Raw genomic sequence first — 15396 nt, 5'->3', positions numbered from 1 at the left:
CTATATTTCGTTCAATCAAATGTAGCGTTTTTACCCCCTTACCCTTTATCGCTTATGAATAATTTAAGAAAGCATTTCCCTATCCTAAACGACTGTATCTACGTGAATACGGCGAGTGCAGGTTTGTTGCCAGAACCAGTTCTAGCTTTTAGACGTGAACACGATCAGTCCTTTTTTGAACGGGGGAGCTTATTTAAGGATCAACAAATTGAATTCTTAACTACGTATAGAGAAGAGGTAGGTAGGTTTTTTGAGTGTCCGCCGAATCAAGTAGCCTTAGTGCCCAATTTTTCTTTTGGGTATAATATGCTGATGGAAGGAGTTAAGGAAGGTTCAAAGATATTGTTGCTCACCGGGGATTACCCCTCGGTCAATTGGGGAGTTACCTTTAGGACCTTTGAAGTAGTATACGCCAATCTGGATGAAAATCTGGAGCAGAACATCGCCGAAGCTGTTAAATCCGAAAAACCTGATTTCTTATGCTTAAGCTTAGTACAATATATTAATGGCATAAAAATAGACTTCCACTTTTTGGATCAACTCAAAAAGAACTATCCTAATCTTTCCATTATTGCTGATGGAACGCAGTACTTGGGTACAGAACGATTTAGCTTCCGCGAAAGCGGAATAGATGTACTTATCGCCAGCGGCTATAAATGGATGAACGGTGGCTACGGCAATGCCTTGATGCTCTTCAAAGAGCACATTCCTGCTATAATCTTTCCCAGATCACTGGGATTTGGATCGGTTAAAGGAAAATATAAACCTGAAGATGGTAGCTTTATAGGTAGATTAGAACCCGGTCATCAAGACACCTTAAATCATGGCAGTTTGGTTGAAGGACTTAAACTTCATACCAAAATAGGGCGTGATGAAGTCCAACAGCAAAATTATAACCTAGCAATGTATGCCAAAGAAAAATTTACTGAGTTCGGATTATTAGAAGATGAGGTTGTTGCCAGAGCGAATCACTCTACCATATTCAACATTAAAGGAGACCAACAACTTTTTGACGATCTGTCAAAAGAAAAAGTGATTTGTTCACAACGAGGTGATGGGCTTCGCTTAAGTTTTCATTTTTACAATACGTTAGAAGAAATTGATCTTATTTACGATTTGCTCAAACGTTATCGTTGATTTTCAGATAGATAGATATTTAATTTTAAGGCACATTAAAACTGAAGGATTATTACTTTGGGCGGTATTATTTCTCATTTTTATCAAAAAGTGCGGGTATAATTTTAAGAGTTCATAAAAATTATGCTAAATCAATAGGCTTTGGCGGGACAACCGTTTTGAGTTTTAATTTTACCCTACCAATTAAACTCATAATTATGGCACTTAAAAAACAATTCTTAAAATCGAAACCGGTTTGTAAAGTAACCTTTTCTATTCCTGCAAAAGAGGCAAGCACTGTAGCTGTTGCCGGAGACTTTAATAACTGGAATGTGGAAGAAGCTGCGCTTAAAAAATTAAAGAACGGAACCTTTAAAACAACCCTTAATTTACCCGCAGGTCAAGCGTATGAATACAAGTATGTTGTTGATGGGCAGTGGCAAAATGACGCTGAAGCAGATCGCTACCAGTGGAATGATTTTGCAGCTGCAGATAACAGTGTAGTCGAGTTATAGATTAGGGTTCTATTTTAACACCTTTCCAAAACGCCACGTGGTCTTTGATATCTTTAGCTGCGTGGCTGGGATTTGGATAGTACCAGGCTGCGTCTTTATTTTCTTCTCCATCAACTTTTAGCGTGTAGTAGGAAGCATCACCTTTCCACGGACAGTGTGAACTGGTGTCACTTTTTACGATCGTATTTTTATTTACCGACTCTGGCGGGAAATAATGATTATTTTCAATTACTACTGTTTTGTCGCTCTGGGCGATTATCTCACCATTCCAAACTGCTTTCATATCTTATTTTTTTTGAAAAATATAATTTTTATAGTACAGATCTGGATCAGCGTACTGTCGGGTAATTTTTAATCCCGCCTCATCAGCCAGCCAATCGACCACATCATCATCGTATTTTTGAGAAATTTCAGTGTGAATGGTTTCCCATTGCTTAAAAGAGGTAGTCAACTGCAAATCTTCGATCGTTACTTCCTGGTCTATTTTACTTACTAAAAAGCTCTTTGCTGTACCCGTTTCAGGGTCATATACTTCCCAATGTAAAAACTGATCGGAGTTAAAATCCCCGTTTAATTCATTATTAATTCGCGTAAGTATATTTTTATTAAATGCTTCGGTTACTCCTGTGGGATCATTGTAAGCATCAAGAATAGTCTGCGGATTTTTCTTTTGATCAAAACCCATAAATAGCATATCCTCATCGCTCATCACCTCTTTGAGTTTTCTAAGAAAATCGATCGCTTGCGGGTGCAAGAGATTTCCTATGTTAGAACCTAACACAAGGATTACTTTTTTACGGGTATTGTATTCTGCAATTTGTTCTAAGATTTCAAAGTATGTGCCTTGCTGAGGTTTAACGCTCATCGCGGGATAAGACTCTTTTAAGGATGCCTCTAGTTGATCTAAGACATTTTGACTTATGTCAATAGGCAGGTAATTAAAATCAATTTTTTGATGAATGAGTTCTTCTATAAGAAGTTTAGTTTTTTTACCATCCCCGGCACCTAACTCGATAAGGTCAAATCCATGGTCGTGGTTGAACTCCAATGCCATTTCTTTTTTATACAGATCGATAATATTATACTCACAGTTAGTAAGATAATATTCCGGTAAATTCATGATATCCTGAAAGAGTTGATCTCCATTTTTATCGTAAAAATACTTTGAAAGTAAATATTTAGGATATGAAGTTAATCCTTCAAGTACATCCTTTTTAAATGCCGAAGCGAATGTGGTTGTTGAGCTCATATATTATTTAGCCAGGCGTATGCCGGTAAACTGCCATTGCAGATTGGGTTGAAAAAAATTGCGATACGTACAGCGCGTGTGTTTAGATGGTGTGGCGACAGAACCACCACGTAGTACTTTTTGATTCACCATAAATTTGCCATTGTATTCACCAAGGGCACCTTCTGGCTTGGTATAATTAGGGTACGGGGAATAGGCACTTTCTGTCCATTCCCAGCGTTGTCCCCAATTAAAATATCCATTGGCGACTTCCCACTCAAATTCTGTTGGTAGCCGCATTTCTTTCCATTGAGCAAAAGCAAAGGCTTCAAAATACGATACGTGTGTTACCGGAGCAGATAGATTCAAGGGTTCAAGACCACTTAAGGTATATTGATGCCAGTTATCATTAATTTTATGCCAGTACAAAGGATGCTTCATTTGGTTTGAATTGATCCAGTCCCAAGCTTCGGCATGCCATAACATCGCGTTTTGGTATCCGCCTTGTACAATAAATTCCAAATACTCTTGATTGGTCACAAGTTTATTACTGATTTCAACGTCATGTAAATATACCTTGTGAACTCCCTTTTCATTGTCATAACAAAATTGATCTTCTTCCTGATGACCTATGGTGTACATTCCTTCTTCAATAGAAATCCATTCTAATTCGTGTGATTCTGATATGTTTTCTTTGAAAGCTCTATTGTATGCGGGTAATAATGGATTGTTTCCTAGAATAAATTTTATATCGGTCAACAGCAGTTCCTGGTGTTGCTTTTCATGATGAATGCCAATTTCTAATACAGACTCAAGTTCGCTAGTCATATGCTCTTTTATCAGACTAGCCATATGCTTGGTCACATAAGTTCTGTATGCGTAGATTTGATCTACCGTTGGGCGCGAGAGGTTTCCCCTATCGGTACGCACGACTCGCTTCCCTACACTTTCATAGTAGCTATTGAAAACGAAGGCAAAATTTTTATCAAATAGCGTATAACCAGGATAATGAGGTTTTAGCAGGAACTCTTCAAAAAACCAGGTAGTGTGGCCCAAGTGCCATTTAGGTGGCGAAACATCTACGATGGGTTGCACCACATAATCCTCGGTTTTTAGTGGAGCACAGATTGTTTCAGAATGCGCGCGGGTTTCAGTAAAAAGTGCTAAGAGTTCGTCAGTAGCGACCATAGTTGAAAAGATCGATTTCTTTCAAAGTTAGCATTTTTTATTTTCGGCTAAGGAAATCCATAGTTAACTCAACGTTAAAACGCCTTTTTAAACCGCAACTGCTCCTTTGATATGTGGATGAGGATCGTAATTGGTAAGCGTGAAGTCTTCAAATGTAAAACTAAAGATATCTTTTACCTTAGGATTAATCGTCATGGTAGGCAATGGTCTAATATCTCTGCTTAACTGAAGCTCTAATTGCTCAAAATGATTACTATAGATATGTGCGTCTCCAAATGTATGGATAAAATCACCGGCCTCATAGCCACACACCTGCGCCATCATCATGGTGAATAGTGCATAAGAAGCTATGTTGAAGGGCACGCCCAAAAATACATCGGCACTACGTTGATATAGTTGACAGGATAGTTTATCATTAGCCACATAAAATTGAAAAAAAGCATGACAGGGAGGAAGCGCTGCTTTACCATTGGCTACATTTTCAGAAAATGGTTTTGAAGTATCTGGCATGACACTTGGATTCCAGGCGCTGACTAACATCCTGCGGCTATCAGGATTGTGTTTTAGGGTTTGGATAATATCTTTAATTTGATCAATGCCCTCACTATTCCAATTACGCCATTGATGTCCGTAAACGGGTCCAAGATCACCTTTATCATCTGCCCATTCATTCCAAATGCGTACGCCATGATCTTGTAGGTATTTTACATTAGTATCTCCATTTAAAAACCAAAGCAATTCATAAATGATGGATTTTGTATGCAGTTTTTTGGTGGTCACCATGGGAAAGCCTTCACTCAAATCAAAGCGCATTTGATACCCAAATACACTTTTGGTTCCGGTTCCGGTGCGGTCGCTTTTCTCAACGCCATGGTCTAAAATATGTCGTACTAAGTCGTGGTATTGTTTCATATCATGTCCTGAACCTGTTTCAGGATCTTTTTAAATTAACTTCATGCTTGTCTATAAACCCATTAAAAATTCAGCATAGAATTTGTGGATCCCTTTCTAAATTAACTTTTTGCTTGTCTATTAATTCTATCAAAAATTCAACACAGATTTGGGAATCTTTTTGTGTCATTCACGTAAAAAAGGAGATCTGTTGTTTATATACTCAAATTCTACTTCCGCGCAAGCGGAAAGTAAACTATTCTCCGTAAGTAACCTTTTCTAAAATTCGACTGAAAATTACTGAACTATTTTTAAAAACAGTTCCTTATAAATCTGCCGAAAATTAAAGAAAAGAGGGATTATCCACGAATCTTGCCACTTAAAGAAGCTAAAAGTTATCAACGTGGTGTTAAATACATATGAGTACGAAAACGAAATTTATTTTGACTATGATTTATTGTAGCACCCGCTTTAGTGTACCTCTATATGCAGAGGGGGTTTGACCGGTAAATTTTTTAAATGATTTTGCAAAATGCGAAAAATTATTAAATCCAGATTCAAAGCATATATCGGTAATACTTAAACGTTGCTCTGTAAGAAGTTTTGAGGCTTGTACCAGCCTACATTCATTGACAAATTGTACAAAAGTTTTGTTGGTTGTTTTTTTAAAATAACGACAAAAAGAAGGCGGCGTCATACTTACCAAACCGGCGATTTCTTCAAGGGATATTTCTTCGCGGTAGTGCTCATGCACGTAATTAAAAACTTTTTCAATACGGTCGTTATCCCCAGCAACAGTTTGAATAGCTAAGCCATTAGCGTTAAGAATGGCAAACTCATCACTTTGACCCAGGTCATTTAGGATAGATAGTATGCCAAGTAACCGGTTAAACTCACTTTCATCTTGTAGCGCCTCAATTTTCGCACCGATCCTATCTTTAGATGCACCTCTAAATGCCATACCACCCTGAGCCTTTTCAAAAAGAGTAGCGATTTGTTTCATCTCTGGAATGCTAAAAAATTGGTCACCCAGAAAATCGGCTTTCATTTGAATAACGGTTTCAGATCGATTACCGGTGAGCGAATCGGTAAAGCCGCAATGAGGAAGATTGCTTCCAATAAGAATCAAATCACCATTTTTATAATACGAAACATGACTGCCAATATGCCTCTTCCCGTTGCCTCCATTAACGTAGACTAATTCAATTTCCGGGTGATAATGCCAAAAGATATTTTCATTATGGTTATAGGCATCATAGCGTGCATAGGTAAAGGAGTGACCAAAATTTGGCTCAATAGATTCTAAGGTGGGTTTATATTGTGCCATATCTATATAATTTAACGACTAAATTAGATCGCTTTTTATCACAACTACTATACAAATTTACCTTGAATATGTGGTATTTTACCATGCTGCATTTTTTAATACTTAATATTTGATAAAATAATACAGATACAGGGTAATCCTGTGGTCTTCATGACCAATCTCTCGCCATAGCTTTGTATCGTAATCAAAAAACAAGATGTATGAACACAATTAGAAAAAGTGCAGTCATGGTAGCGTTATTATTACTTGCTCAAACAGGTATGGCTACCGAAAAGAACCCGGGAAAGGGTAAAACTAAAAGCGAACAGGTTCCTGTCATGCGAATTACAGATGATTTGATTTATCTTACTTATCTTAATTTATCTCAGGAGAAGGTGACGATAACAATTTTTGATCATCACGATAATAGAGTTTTTTCTGAAACGATAAAGGGAAAAGCCGAAGTCGGTAAAATATTTGACTTTAGTAAGGTTGAGTTAATGGACTTTAGATTTATCGTTAAGACCGAAGACCAGACCTTTACCAAGAAAAATATGAAAGTAGTAAAATGGTAAAGAGGCTAAGTGATTACTAAATCCGGTTTGTATAGGCAGATCGGATTTTTTGTTTCAGCTGAAGGGGAAACTACCCAATAATCATTCCGGCAATAGTTGCAGAAAGTAATGATGCAATGGTCCCGCCAATTAGGGCTTTTATCCCAAACTCTGAAAGTGTTTTACGTTGCCCTGGAGCCCAAAGAACCAATCCCTCCAATTTGAATCCCGATCGAAGCAAAATTCGCAAAACCACACAGCATATAGGTCGCCATGATAACTGATTTTTCGTAGTTTAAGCTTAGAATATTATTCATGTCTTTGAGTTCTGCCAATTGGATGTAACCTACAAATTCACTTGCAGCTAATTTGATCCCCAGCAACTGGCCCATAAGCATCACATCATCTTTTGCGATACCGATCAACCACATGAGTGGAGCAAAGACGGTTCCTAAAATGGCTTCTAGAGAAAATTGCTGGTACGGGGTGTTCGCGGCCAGCCAATCGTTAAAGCCACCTATCAAACCGGCTTTCCCAAGACCATAATTGATCATCGCTATAAAGGCTACAAATACCAGTAACATCGCACCTACATTCACGGCGAGTTTCAACCCTTCGGTAGTACCATTGGCGATAGCGTCTAGAATGTTTGAACCTATTTTTTCTTGAGAAACGCTCACTTCATTATTAATGGGTTCAGTTTGAGGGTACAGTATTTTTGAAATAATAATTGCACCAGGTGCCGCCATAACAGAGGCCGTTAATAAATGTTTAGCAAAGACGAGTTGGAGTGCCAGGTCATCACCACCCAGAAATCCAATATATGCTGCAAGAACAGCCCCTGCTACAGTTGCCATCCCGCCGGTCATTACCAACAATATTTCAGATTTATTCATACGCTCTAAGTAAGCTTTGATAAGGAGGGGAGCTTCTGTCTGACCTAGAAAAATATTCCCGGCAACTGATAAACTTTCGGCTCCGGAGATCTGAAGGAGTTTGGTCAATACCCAGGCTAATGCCTGAACGATTTTCTGGATTATACCTAAATAAAATAAGACCGAAGTTAAAGCAGAAAAGAATATAATCGTTGGCAATACCTGAAACGCGAATATAAATCCAAAGGTTTCAGTATCTACAATTAAACCTTCAAAGAGAAATTTGCTTCCTGCTTTGGTGAACTCAAGAATTTGTACAAATACCTTCCCGGCATATTCAAAACCTTTTTGAATAAAGGGAACTTTAAGTACCCCAATGGCGATGATCAATTGAAATGCTAATCCAATCCCAACTGTTTTCCAGTTAATACCTCTTTTTTTACTGCTAAATAAAAAGGCCAGAGCAATAAGTGTGATCATCCCAAGAACGCCTCGCCATAAACTTTCAAGTGAAAAGCCTTGACTTGGAATTAATTCTTTTAATGGAACCTGATCTGGTTGAATGTTTAGCGTTGTAACTAACGCAAAAAGTGAAGTGATCATTATGCGTTAAGAGGTACGTTTAGAAATTTCATCCCTTATTCTAGCAGCACGTTCGTAGTCCTCACTATCTACAGCTTTGCCTAAGAGGGTGTTGAGTTCATCAAGCGTTTTATTTTTGAAATCACTTTCCTTTACCTTACCTTCTTTTGGTGACTTTAACGTAACCTTTTCTTTTTTAGTTGTTTTCTCTTCGGTAGTTTGATCGTTTGAAAGATAAATCCCTGCTTTATCTAAAATATTCTTGTAGGTAAATATTGGAGCCTTAAATCGTAAGGCTAAAGCAATAGCATCGCTGGTACGGGCATCTATGATTTCTTCGATTTTATCTCGTTCACAGATTAAACTCGAATAGAACACACCATCTACTAATTTGTGAATAATCACTTGTTTTACCACAATATCAAATCGATCAGAAAAACTTTTAAATAAATCGTGTGTAAGCGGTCGGGGTGGTCTAATATCTTTTTCAAGTGCAATTGCAATGGATTGAGCTTCAAAAGCTCCGATCACGATAGGCAACTGTCGTTCGCCGTCTACCTCATTGAGAATGAGTGCATAGGCACCATTTTGGGTTTGGCTATAGGAAATACCTTTTATGTTCAATCGCACAAGACTCATAGAATATTCAAAAAAAAACAGTCCGTAAAGGACTGTTTTTAATAGCATTCAGCCCTCTTCTTCAAGGGCGGCAAGTTAACAAAATTATGCGTTATTCGCCTTAAATTCCTTTAACTTTTCAGTGAGTTTAGGGACAACTTCAAAGGCATCACCTACGATACCATAATCTGCAGCTTTGAAAAAAGGAGCTTCCGGGTCATTGTTGATGACCACTTTAGTTTTAGAAGCGTTGATTCCTGCAAGGTGTTGAATAGCACCAGATACTCCTATAGCAATATAAAGGTTAGATGCAACCGGCTTACCGGTTTGTCCTACATGTTCACCGTGGGGTCTCCAGCCCATATCACTTACCGGCTTAGAACACGCGGTAGCGGCTCCAAGAACCTCAGCCAGATTCTCGATAAGATGCCAGTTCTCAGGACCTTTTAGACCTCTACCGCCAGATACGACCACCTCGGCATCTGCAATGGTTACTTTATCTGTGGCTTTATCGACCGAAACAACTTCGACTGAAAAATCACCCTCATTCAAGGATGGTGAGAACGCCTTTACTGCGCAATTTGTTTCATTTTCTTTAAGTCCGTAAGCATTCTTACCAATTCCTACGATTTTTACATCGGTCGAAATCGTTGTCATCCCGAAAGCCTTGTTGGTAAATGCCGTGCGCTTTACACTAAAAGGATCTGCGCTTTCTGGCAAAGCCACCACATTAGAAACGTACCCTGCTTCCAGATGAACCGCCAGTATAGGAGCTAAGAATTTAGCATCTGCTGTTTGACTTACCACTACAACCTTGGCATCTTCTTGCTTGGCAGCTTGTGTGATTGCATCAGCATAAGCTTTTGCATTAAAGTTCTTTAATTTATCATGTTCGACATTGAGAACTTTAGAAACACCGTATGTTCCTAATACATCAGCATCTACTGCGTTAAATGAAATCGCACTAACGCTTGTGTCTAACATATCTGCAATGCCTTTGGCATAAGAAGCCGCCTCAAAAGCTGTTTTTTTGAATTTTCCGTTTTCTGATTCTGTATAAACTAAAACTGACATAAGTTATTTTTTATTGATCCTGAACTTGTTTCAAGAGATTAATTTTGTCATTCCTGCGTCCGCGTGTCGCAGAAGCATTAGCGGAGGAGCAAGCCAGGAATCCTGGTCGACTTATCTATATTGCCTTTGCTTCATTATGAAGCAGATCGATTAATTGATCAATATTATCTGCATCTACTAGTTTTACTTCTCCTTTTGGAGTAGGCTTTTCAAAACTGGTAATATCTGTTGCTTGGACTGCACCCACAGGTTCAACTACATTAAGTGGTTTTTTACGTGCCATCATGATTCCTCTCATGTTTGGGATACGTAAATCACTTTCTTCCACTAAACCTTTTTGACCTCCAATGACTAAAGGTAAACTAGTTTTCAAGGTTTCTTTACCACCGTCAATCTCGCGAACTGCCGTGGCGGTAGTTCCGTCAACTTCAAGACCAACACAGGTGTTTACAAAATTAGCGTCTATCATTGCTGCTAACATTCCGGGGACCATCCCGCCGTTATAATCGATAGATTCCCTACCGGCAATGACTAAATCGTAACCTCCATCTTGGACAACTTTTGCTAGTTCTTTGGCGACTTGCATTCCGCCTTGAGCGGGTGTATTAACACGAATGGCATTATCTGCTCCAATAGCTAGTGCTTTTCTAAGGGTAGGTTCTACTTCTGCACCGCCAACAGTAACTACATCTACACTTGCGCTTTGCTTTTCTTTAAACCACATGGCACGTGTAAGACCAAATTCATCGTTAGGATTAATGACAAATTGAACACCATTAGTATCAAATTTGGTGTCACCATCTGTAAAATTGATTTTAGAAGTCGTGTCTGGAACATGACTAATACATACTAAGATCTTCATATTAAGGTATGAATGTTTATTGAGTTAAGACTAAAAATTCTTGAATCATTACTAAGAGTCTAAAAATAGGGCTCTTTTTTGCCGATTTTGCATAAAATACTGCTAAAAAATACGAGTCGACGAAGATAATACTTAAAAACTAAATTTCCTATGCGCGCATAATAAATTTTTGTCGGTTAGCATTAGAAAAACCATCTTTGAATTGTTATTTTTGCTCAGCTCCTGTAGCATAAAGACAACATTATATGAGAACAATACAATTTAGAGAAGCGGTTTGTGAAGCGATGAGTGAAGAAATGCGTCGTGATGAATCGATCTATTTGATGGGTGAAGAAGTGGCAGAATATAACGGTGCGTATAAAGCTTCAAAAGGAATGCTGGATGAATTTGGAGCAAAACGTGTGGTAGATACCCCAATATCTGAACTTGGTTTTGCAGGAATTGGAGTGGGTAGTGCCATGCTGGATAATCGTCCTATTATTGAGTTTATGACCTTTAATTTCTCTTTAGTTGGTATTGATCAAATTATCAATAATGCAGCTAAAATGCGTCAAATGAGTGGCGGTCAAATTAATATTCCTATTGTCTTTAGAGGACCTACCGCAAGTGCAGGGCAATTGGCGGCTACACATTCTCAAGCATTTGAGAGTTGGTTTGCGAACTGTCCGGGTTTGAAAGTAGTAGTACCATCTAATCCTTATGACGCTAAAGGCTTATTAAAAACAGCGATTAGAGATGACGATCCTGTGATTTTCATGGAGAGTGAGCAAATGTATGGCGATAAGGGTGAGGTACCTGAAGAAGAGTATACGATACCACTAGGAAAGGCTGATATCAAACGTGAGGGAGATGATGTGACTATTGTTTCCTTCGGAAAAATTATAAAAGAGGCTTATGCCGCTGCCGAAGAATTGGAAAAAGAAGGCATCTCTTGTGAAATCATCGATCTTAGAACGGTAAGACCTATGGACCATGAAGCTATTTTCACTTCGGTTAAAAAAACAAATCGATTGGTTGTTCTTGAAGAAGCATGGCCTTTTGGAAATATTGCAACAGAAATCACCTATCAGGTTCAAGAAAATATCTTTGATTATTTAGATGCGCCTATCGTTAAAATAAATACGGCTGATACCCCAGCGCCTTATTCACCGGCTTTATTGAAGGAATGGTTACCAAACGCTAATGATGTTGTGAAAGCCGTAAAAAAAGTCTTGTATAAAGATAATTAGACATAAATGCTGTAAGGCGGTTAACTTTCCTTCGACCATCTACAATAATAGTAGATGGTTTTTTATTATTGCACTTTAAATAAACCCAACGCGTTACCTAGGTAAGCACTTATGAAAAGTTTTTTTTCTCTTTTATTGGTATTGCTTGCCCAGATTGCATTAGGTCAAACTAAGGTAAGCGGTGTCGTGCTGGATGATACCGGTCTTGGTATTCCCTATGCAAATGTTCTTTTTAGTGATTCTTCTGAAGGGACTATCACAAATGAAGAAGGTCGTTTCTACTTAGAGTCTGATCAAAATTATGAGGCAATTGTAGTTTCTTTTGTTGGCTTTGAAACCAAAATAGTAGATATCGAGAAAGGAGCAAATTACAATCTTGAAATTGTACTTACTACCGAAGCAGCTACCCTAAATGAAGTAGTGATCTACAAAGGAAAAACATCCAAAAAGAATAATCCCGCTATTGATATCCTGCGCAAGATCTGGGAAAATAGAAGAGAAAACGGGGTGAAAAAGTTCAACCAGTATGAGTATAATAAATACGAAAAAATAGAATTTGACCTCAATACCATTGATAGCTCCGTCATCAACAGCAGGGTCTTTAACGGGATGGAGTTCATCTTTGATCAAACCGATACGAATAGTGTCACCGGTAAAACCTATCTCCCTATTTTTCTCAATGAATCTGTCTCTAAAGTCTATGGAGATAATGTCGAAAATAAAGAGAAAGAAGATTTACGCGGGAATAAAAACTCTGGATTCAACAGTAATCAAACGCTAATCGCATTCATTAAGGACTTATATGCAGATTATAATGTGTATGACAATTATCTCAAGTTTTTTGATAAGAGTTTTATAAGTCCGTTGTCTACCACCGGGATCAATGTGTACAACTATGTACTTTCAGATAGTGCCTATATAGGAGATAAATGGTGTTATAATATTGTGTACTATCCGCGTAGAAAAGGTGAACTCACGTTTAAAGGAGATTTTTGGGTGAACGATTCAACCTGGGCCATCAAAGAAATTAACCTTCAGGCATCCAAGAGTGCTAATATTAACTGGGTAAAAGAAATTTATATTGAACAAGAATTTGATGTTCTCAATGATTCTACTTTTTTAATTAAAAAGGATTATTTCATGTCAGACTTCGCCTTCCGTAAGAAAGAAGAATCCCGTGGAGTCTACGGTAAGCGCACCACGTTATACGATAATTATGAATTTGATAAACCTAAAGGAGAAGGATTTTATGATCAAGAGGTAGACCCCTATAATGAAAAGATCTATAACAGAGATGATAATTTTTGGGAGGTCAATCGTCTTGAAAGTTTGAATAAAGACGAAACGGGAGTCTATAAAATGCTGGATACACTTAAAACAGTTAAAGCATTTAAACGATTGTATAATGTAGGGACAATTTTAGCTTCGGGTTATGTGGAATTTGACGGGTGGGATTACGGACCTATTTTCTCCACTTTTGGATTTAATGAAGTAGAGGGAGTAAGACTTCGCGGGGGCGGAAGGACCTATTTTGGTCAAAACGACCCTTGGCGAATTGAAGGATATTTGGCGTATGGATTTAGGGACGATCGATTTAAATACGGGATTTCAGGAAAATGGTTACTGGACCGAAAATTACGTCTGACCGTTTCTGGTGGAAACCGCAGAGATATTGAGCAACTTGGTGCAAGCCTAACTAACACCAGCGATGTGTTGGGGCGTAGTTTAGCATCTTCTGCTGTTATCACCGTTGGAGCAAACACCAGTCTTACCGATATTAACCTAACTACTATGGCACTTGAGTTGGAGCCAGCAAAGAATTTTCAGGTTAGATTTGGGGGGTCTTATCGCACATTGACTTCTGCTTCAAATGAATTTGACTTAAGTTATGTTCGGCCAGGAGCAACAGATACTGTAGCTACTGTGGAGCAAACTGAGCTTTCAACCATAATTCGCTATACGCCAAAAAGAAAAACTACGGGCTACGGGGTGGAGCGAACCGTTGTGAATAGCGGAGATTTTCCCAGTTTGTTTCTAAACTATTCTACCGGAGTAAAAGGATTATTTGGAAGTGATTTTGACTATCAGCGCTTGCAGTTTTATTATCGTCAGCCTTTTCTGGTTGGTGGGTTAGGAAGGCTTACATCTACCTTTGAGGCTGGGAAAACATTTGGAGAAGTTCCATTAGGATTATTGAATGTGGTGCCCGGTAACCAAACCTTGTTTTCTATTTTTGGAACTTTTCCGCTACTCAATTTTTACGAGTTTGTCACAGATACCTACGTGAGTACACATATAGAACACAATTTTAACGGACGACTGTTTTCTCGTATCCCGTTTATGCAAAAACTTAATTGGCGAGAGGTAATAGGAGTACGCGGAGTGTGGGGTGAAATTAGTGAAGAGAATCAAGCTCTAAATGCTTCATTTTCTAATCCTGTTTTAAGAGCGCCAGATGATCAAATATATTGGTCGTACAGTGTGGGAATCAGTAATATTTTTAAGGTATTTAGGCTAGACGCTCACTTTAGAGGGAATTACTTTGATAATCCGGATGCCAGATCCTGGGGGATTACTGGAGCTTTTGGCTTTAATTTCTAATTATATTTTACGTTATCTTAACATTTCAAATCCCTTTCTAACCCTGTATTAGGCTATTTTTGCACTCCTAAATTTTGAAGAAGATGACAGCTGAAAAAATCTCTACGTTTGACGTTCTGATAGAAATTCCTAAAGGAAGCCGAAATAAATATGAGTACGACTTTGAACTAAAAAAGATCAGGTATGATCGCATGATATTTTCTTCTATGATGTATCCCGCGGATTATGGTTTCGTACCTGAAACTCTAGCCTTAGATGGAGATCCATTAGATGTATTGGTGTTGGTGACAGAGCCAACGTTCCCTGGATGTGTTATTGAGGTTAAGCCGATTGGAGTATTTCATATGACGGATGAGAAAGGTCCAGATGAAAAAGTAATCTGCGTACCCGTGAGTGATCCAATCGCTAATACGGTCGAAGATCTATCAGAGCTTAATCCACATTTAATTAGAGAAATTGAACATTTCTTTCAGGTATATAAAGATCTGGAAAAAAAGAAAGTTGATGTTGGTGGTTGGGGTGATGTCAGTGAAGCCAAAGATATCGTTTCCAAGTGTATTACTCGCTTTCGCGAAAGTAATGTGCCTGTGGAAGAGGTTAGTATAAAATAAATACATGTTTTTAAGTGAGTTAATTAGACTCACGCGACAACATTCAACAGAAAATTTTAGAGGCCATTAGGCCTCTTTTTTTATGTTTGAGGTTTTTAGTACTTTTGCCGCCGGATTTAACAAACCGATAACAAAAATAACAACAT

The 15396-nt window shown here is 38.3% G+C and carries 14 protein-coding genes and 1 pseudogene; 6 read left to right on the top strand and 9 right to left on the bottom strand.

The window, feature by feature from the left end:
* The first annotated feature begins 54 nt into the window (after window positions 1–54).
* A complete protein-coding gene (locus ABD000_RS02480; RefSeq protein ID WP_343763366.1) occupies window positions 55–1137 on the top strand; it encodes an aminotransferase class V-fold PLP-dependent enzyme in 1083 nt (360 codons plus the stop codon).
* Between the two features lie 197 nt (window positions 1138–1334).
* Window positions 1335–1631, top strand: a complete 297-nt coding sequence (locus ABD000_RS02475) for an isoamylase early set domain-containing protein (RefSeq protein ID WP_343763363.1) — start codon at window positions 1335–1337, stop codon at window positions 1629–1631.
* 1 nt (window position 1632) lies between these two features.
* On the opposite strand, the gene ABD000_RS02470 is transcribed toward ABD000_RS02475, so the two are convergent.
* From ABD000_RS02470 to ABD000_RS02450, 5 genes are all read right to left on the bottom strand, one after another.
* The gene (locus tag ABD000_RS02470) at window positions 1633–1914 is read right to left on the bottom strand and encodes a DUF427 domain-containing protein (protein WP_343763359.1); all 282 of its coding nucleotides are present in this window, start codon (window positions 1912–1914) and stop codon (window positions 1633–1635) included.
* 3 nt (window positions 1915–1917) lie between these two features.
* Window positions 1918–2880, bottom strand: coding sequence for an L-histidine N(alpha)-methyltransferase (locus tag ABD000_RS02465; RefSeq protein ID WP_343763355.1), 963 nt, complete (start codon window positions 2878–2880; stop codon window positions 1918–1920).
* 3 nt (window positions 2881–2883) lie between these two features.
* Complete coding sequence (gene egtB, locus ABD000_RS02460) at window positions 2884–4047, bottom strand: ergothioneine biosynthesis protein EgtB (protein WP_343763350.1); 1164 nt, start codon at window positions 4045–4047, stop codon at window positions 2884–2886.
* Window positions 4048–4134: 87 nt separating this feature from the next.
* Window positions 4135–4959, bottom strand: coding sequence for a thymidylate synthase (locus ABD000_RS02455; RefSeq protein WP_343763347.1), 825 nt, complete (start codon window positions 4957–4959; stop codon window positions 4135–4137).
* A 433-nt stretch (window positions 4960–5392) separates the two neighbouring features.
* The gene (locus tag ABD000_RS02450; protein ID WP_343763344.1) at window positions 5393–6265 is read right to left on the bottom strand and encodes a helix-turn-helix domain-containing protein; all 873 of its coding nucleotides are present in this window, start codon (window positions 6263–6265) and stop codon (window positions 5393–5395) included.
* Window positions 6266–6465: 200 nt separating this feature from the next.
* On the opposite strand from ABD000_RS02450, the gene ABD000_RS02445 reads away from it, so the two are divergent.
* Entirely contained in the window at window positions 6466–6819 is a 354-nt protein-coding gene (locus ABD000_RS02445; RefSeq protein ID WP_343763341.1) for a hypothetical protein, read from the top strand.
* A 70-nt stretch (window positions 6820–6889) separates the two neighbouring features.
* On the opposite strand, the pseudogene ABD000_RS02440 reads toward ABD000_RS02445, so the two are convergent.
* The 4 genes and pseudogenes from ABD000_RS02440 to ABD000_RS02425 form a co-directional block, all read right to left on the bottom strand.
* Window positions 6890–8276, bottom strand: a pseudogene (locus tag ABD000_RS02440) (NupC/NupG family nucleoside CNT transporter).
* 6 nt (window positions 8277–8282) lie between these two features.
* Window positions 8283–8894, bottom strand: a complete 612-nt coding sequence (locus tag ABD000_RS02435) for a bifunctional nuclease domain-containing protein (protein ID WP_343763338.1) — start codon at window positions 8892–8894, stop codon at window positions 8283–8285.
* 84 nt (window positions 8895–8978) lie between these two features.
* Window positions 8979–9947, bottom strand: a complete 969-nt coding sequence (locus tag ABD000_RS02430) for an electron transfer flavoprotein subunit alpha/FixB family protein (RefSeq protein WP_343763335.1) — start codon at window positions 9945–9947, stop codon at window positions 8979–8981.
* Between the two features lie 115 nt (window positions 9948–10062).
* Window positions 10063–10809 (bottom strand): electron transfer flavoprotein subunit beta/FixA family protein, encoded by a 747-nt coding sequence (locus ABD000_RS02425; RefSeq protein ID WP_343763332.1) that lies wholly within the window; start codon window positions 10807–10809, stop codon window positions 10063–10065.
* Window positions 10810–11054: 245 nt separating this feature from the next.
* Here ABD000_RS02425 and ABD000_RS02420 point away from each other — a divergent pair, with 245 nt between their 5' ends.
* The 3 genes from ABD000_RS02420 (at window position 11055) to ABD000_RS02410 (ending at window position 15250) form a co-directional block, all read left to right on the top strand.
* Entirely contained in the window at window positions 11055–12038 is a 984-nt protein-coding gene (locus tag ABD000_RS02420) for a pyruvate dehydrogenase complex E1 component subunit beta (RefSeq protein WP_343763328.1), read from the top strand.
* Window positions 12039–12149: 111 nt separating this feature from the next.
* Window positions 12150–14639, top strand: coding sequence for a DUF5686 and carboxypeptidase-like regulatory domain-containing protein (locus ABD000_RS02415; RefSeq protein WP_343763325.1), 2490 nt, complete (start codon window positions 12150–12152; stop codon window positions 14637–14639).
* 83 nt (window positions 14640–14722) lie between these two features.
* A complete protein-coding gene (locus ABD000_RS02410; protein ID WP_343763322.1) occupies window positions 14723–15250 on the top strand; it encodes an inorganic diphosphatase in 528 nt (175 codons plus the stop codon).
* Window positions 15251–15396 lie beyond the last annotated feature (146 nt).

This window comes from Gangjinia marincola (genome assembly GCF_039523415.1).
GTDB lineage: Bacteria > Bacteroidota > Bacteroidia > Flavobacteriales > Flavobacteriaceae > Gangjinia > Gangjinia marincola.
The sequence above is the reverse complement of the archived record's forward strand: the minus strand, read 5'-3'. Positions and strand labels throughout refer to the sequence as shown.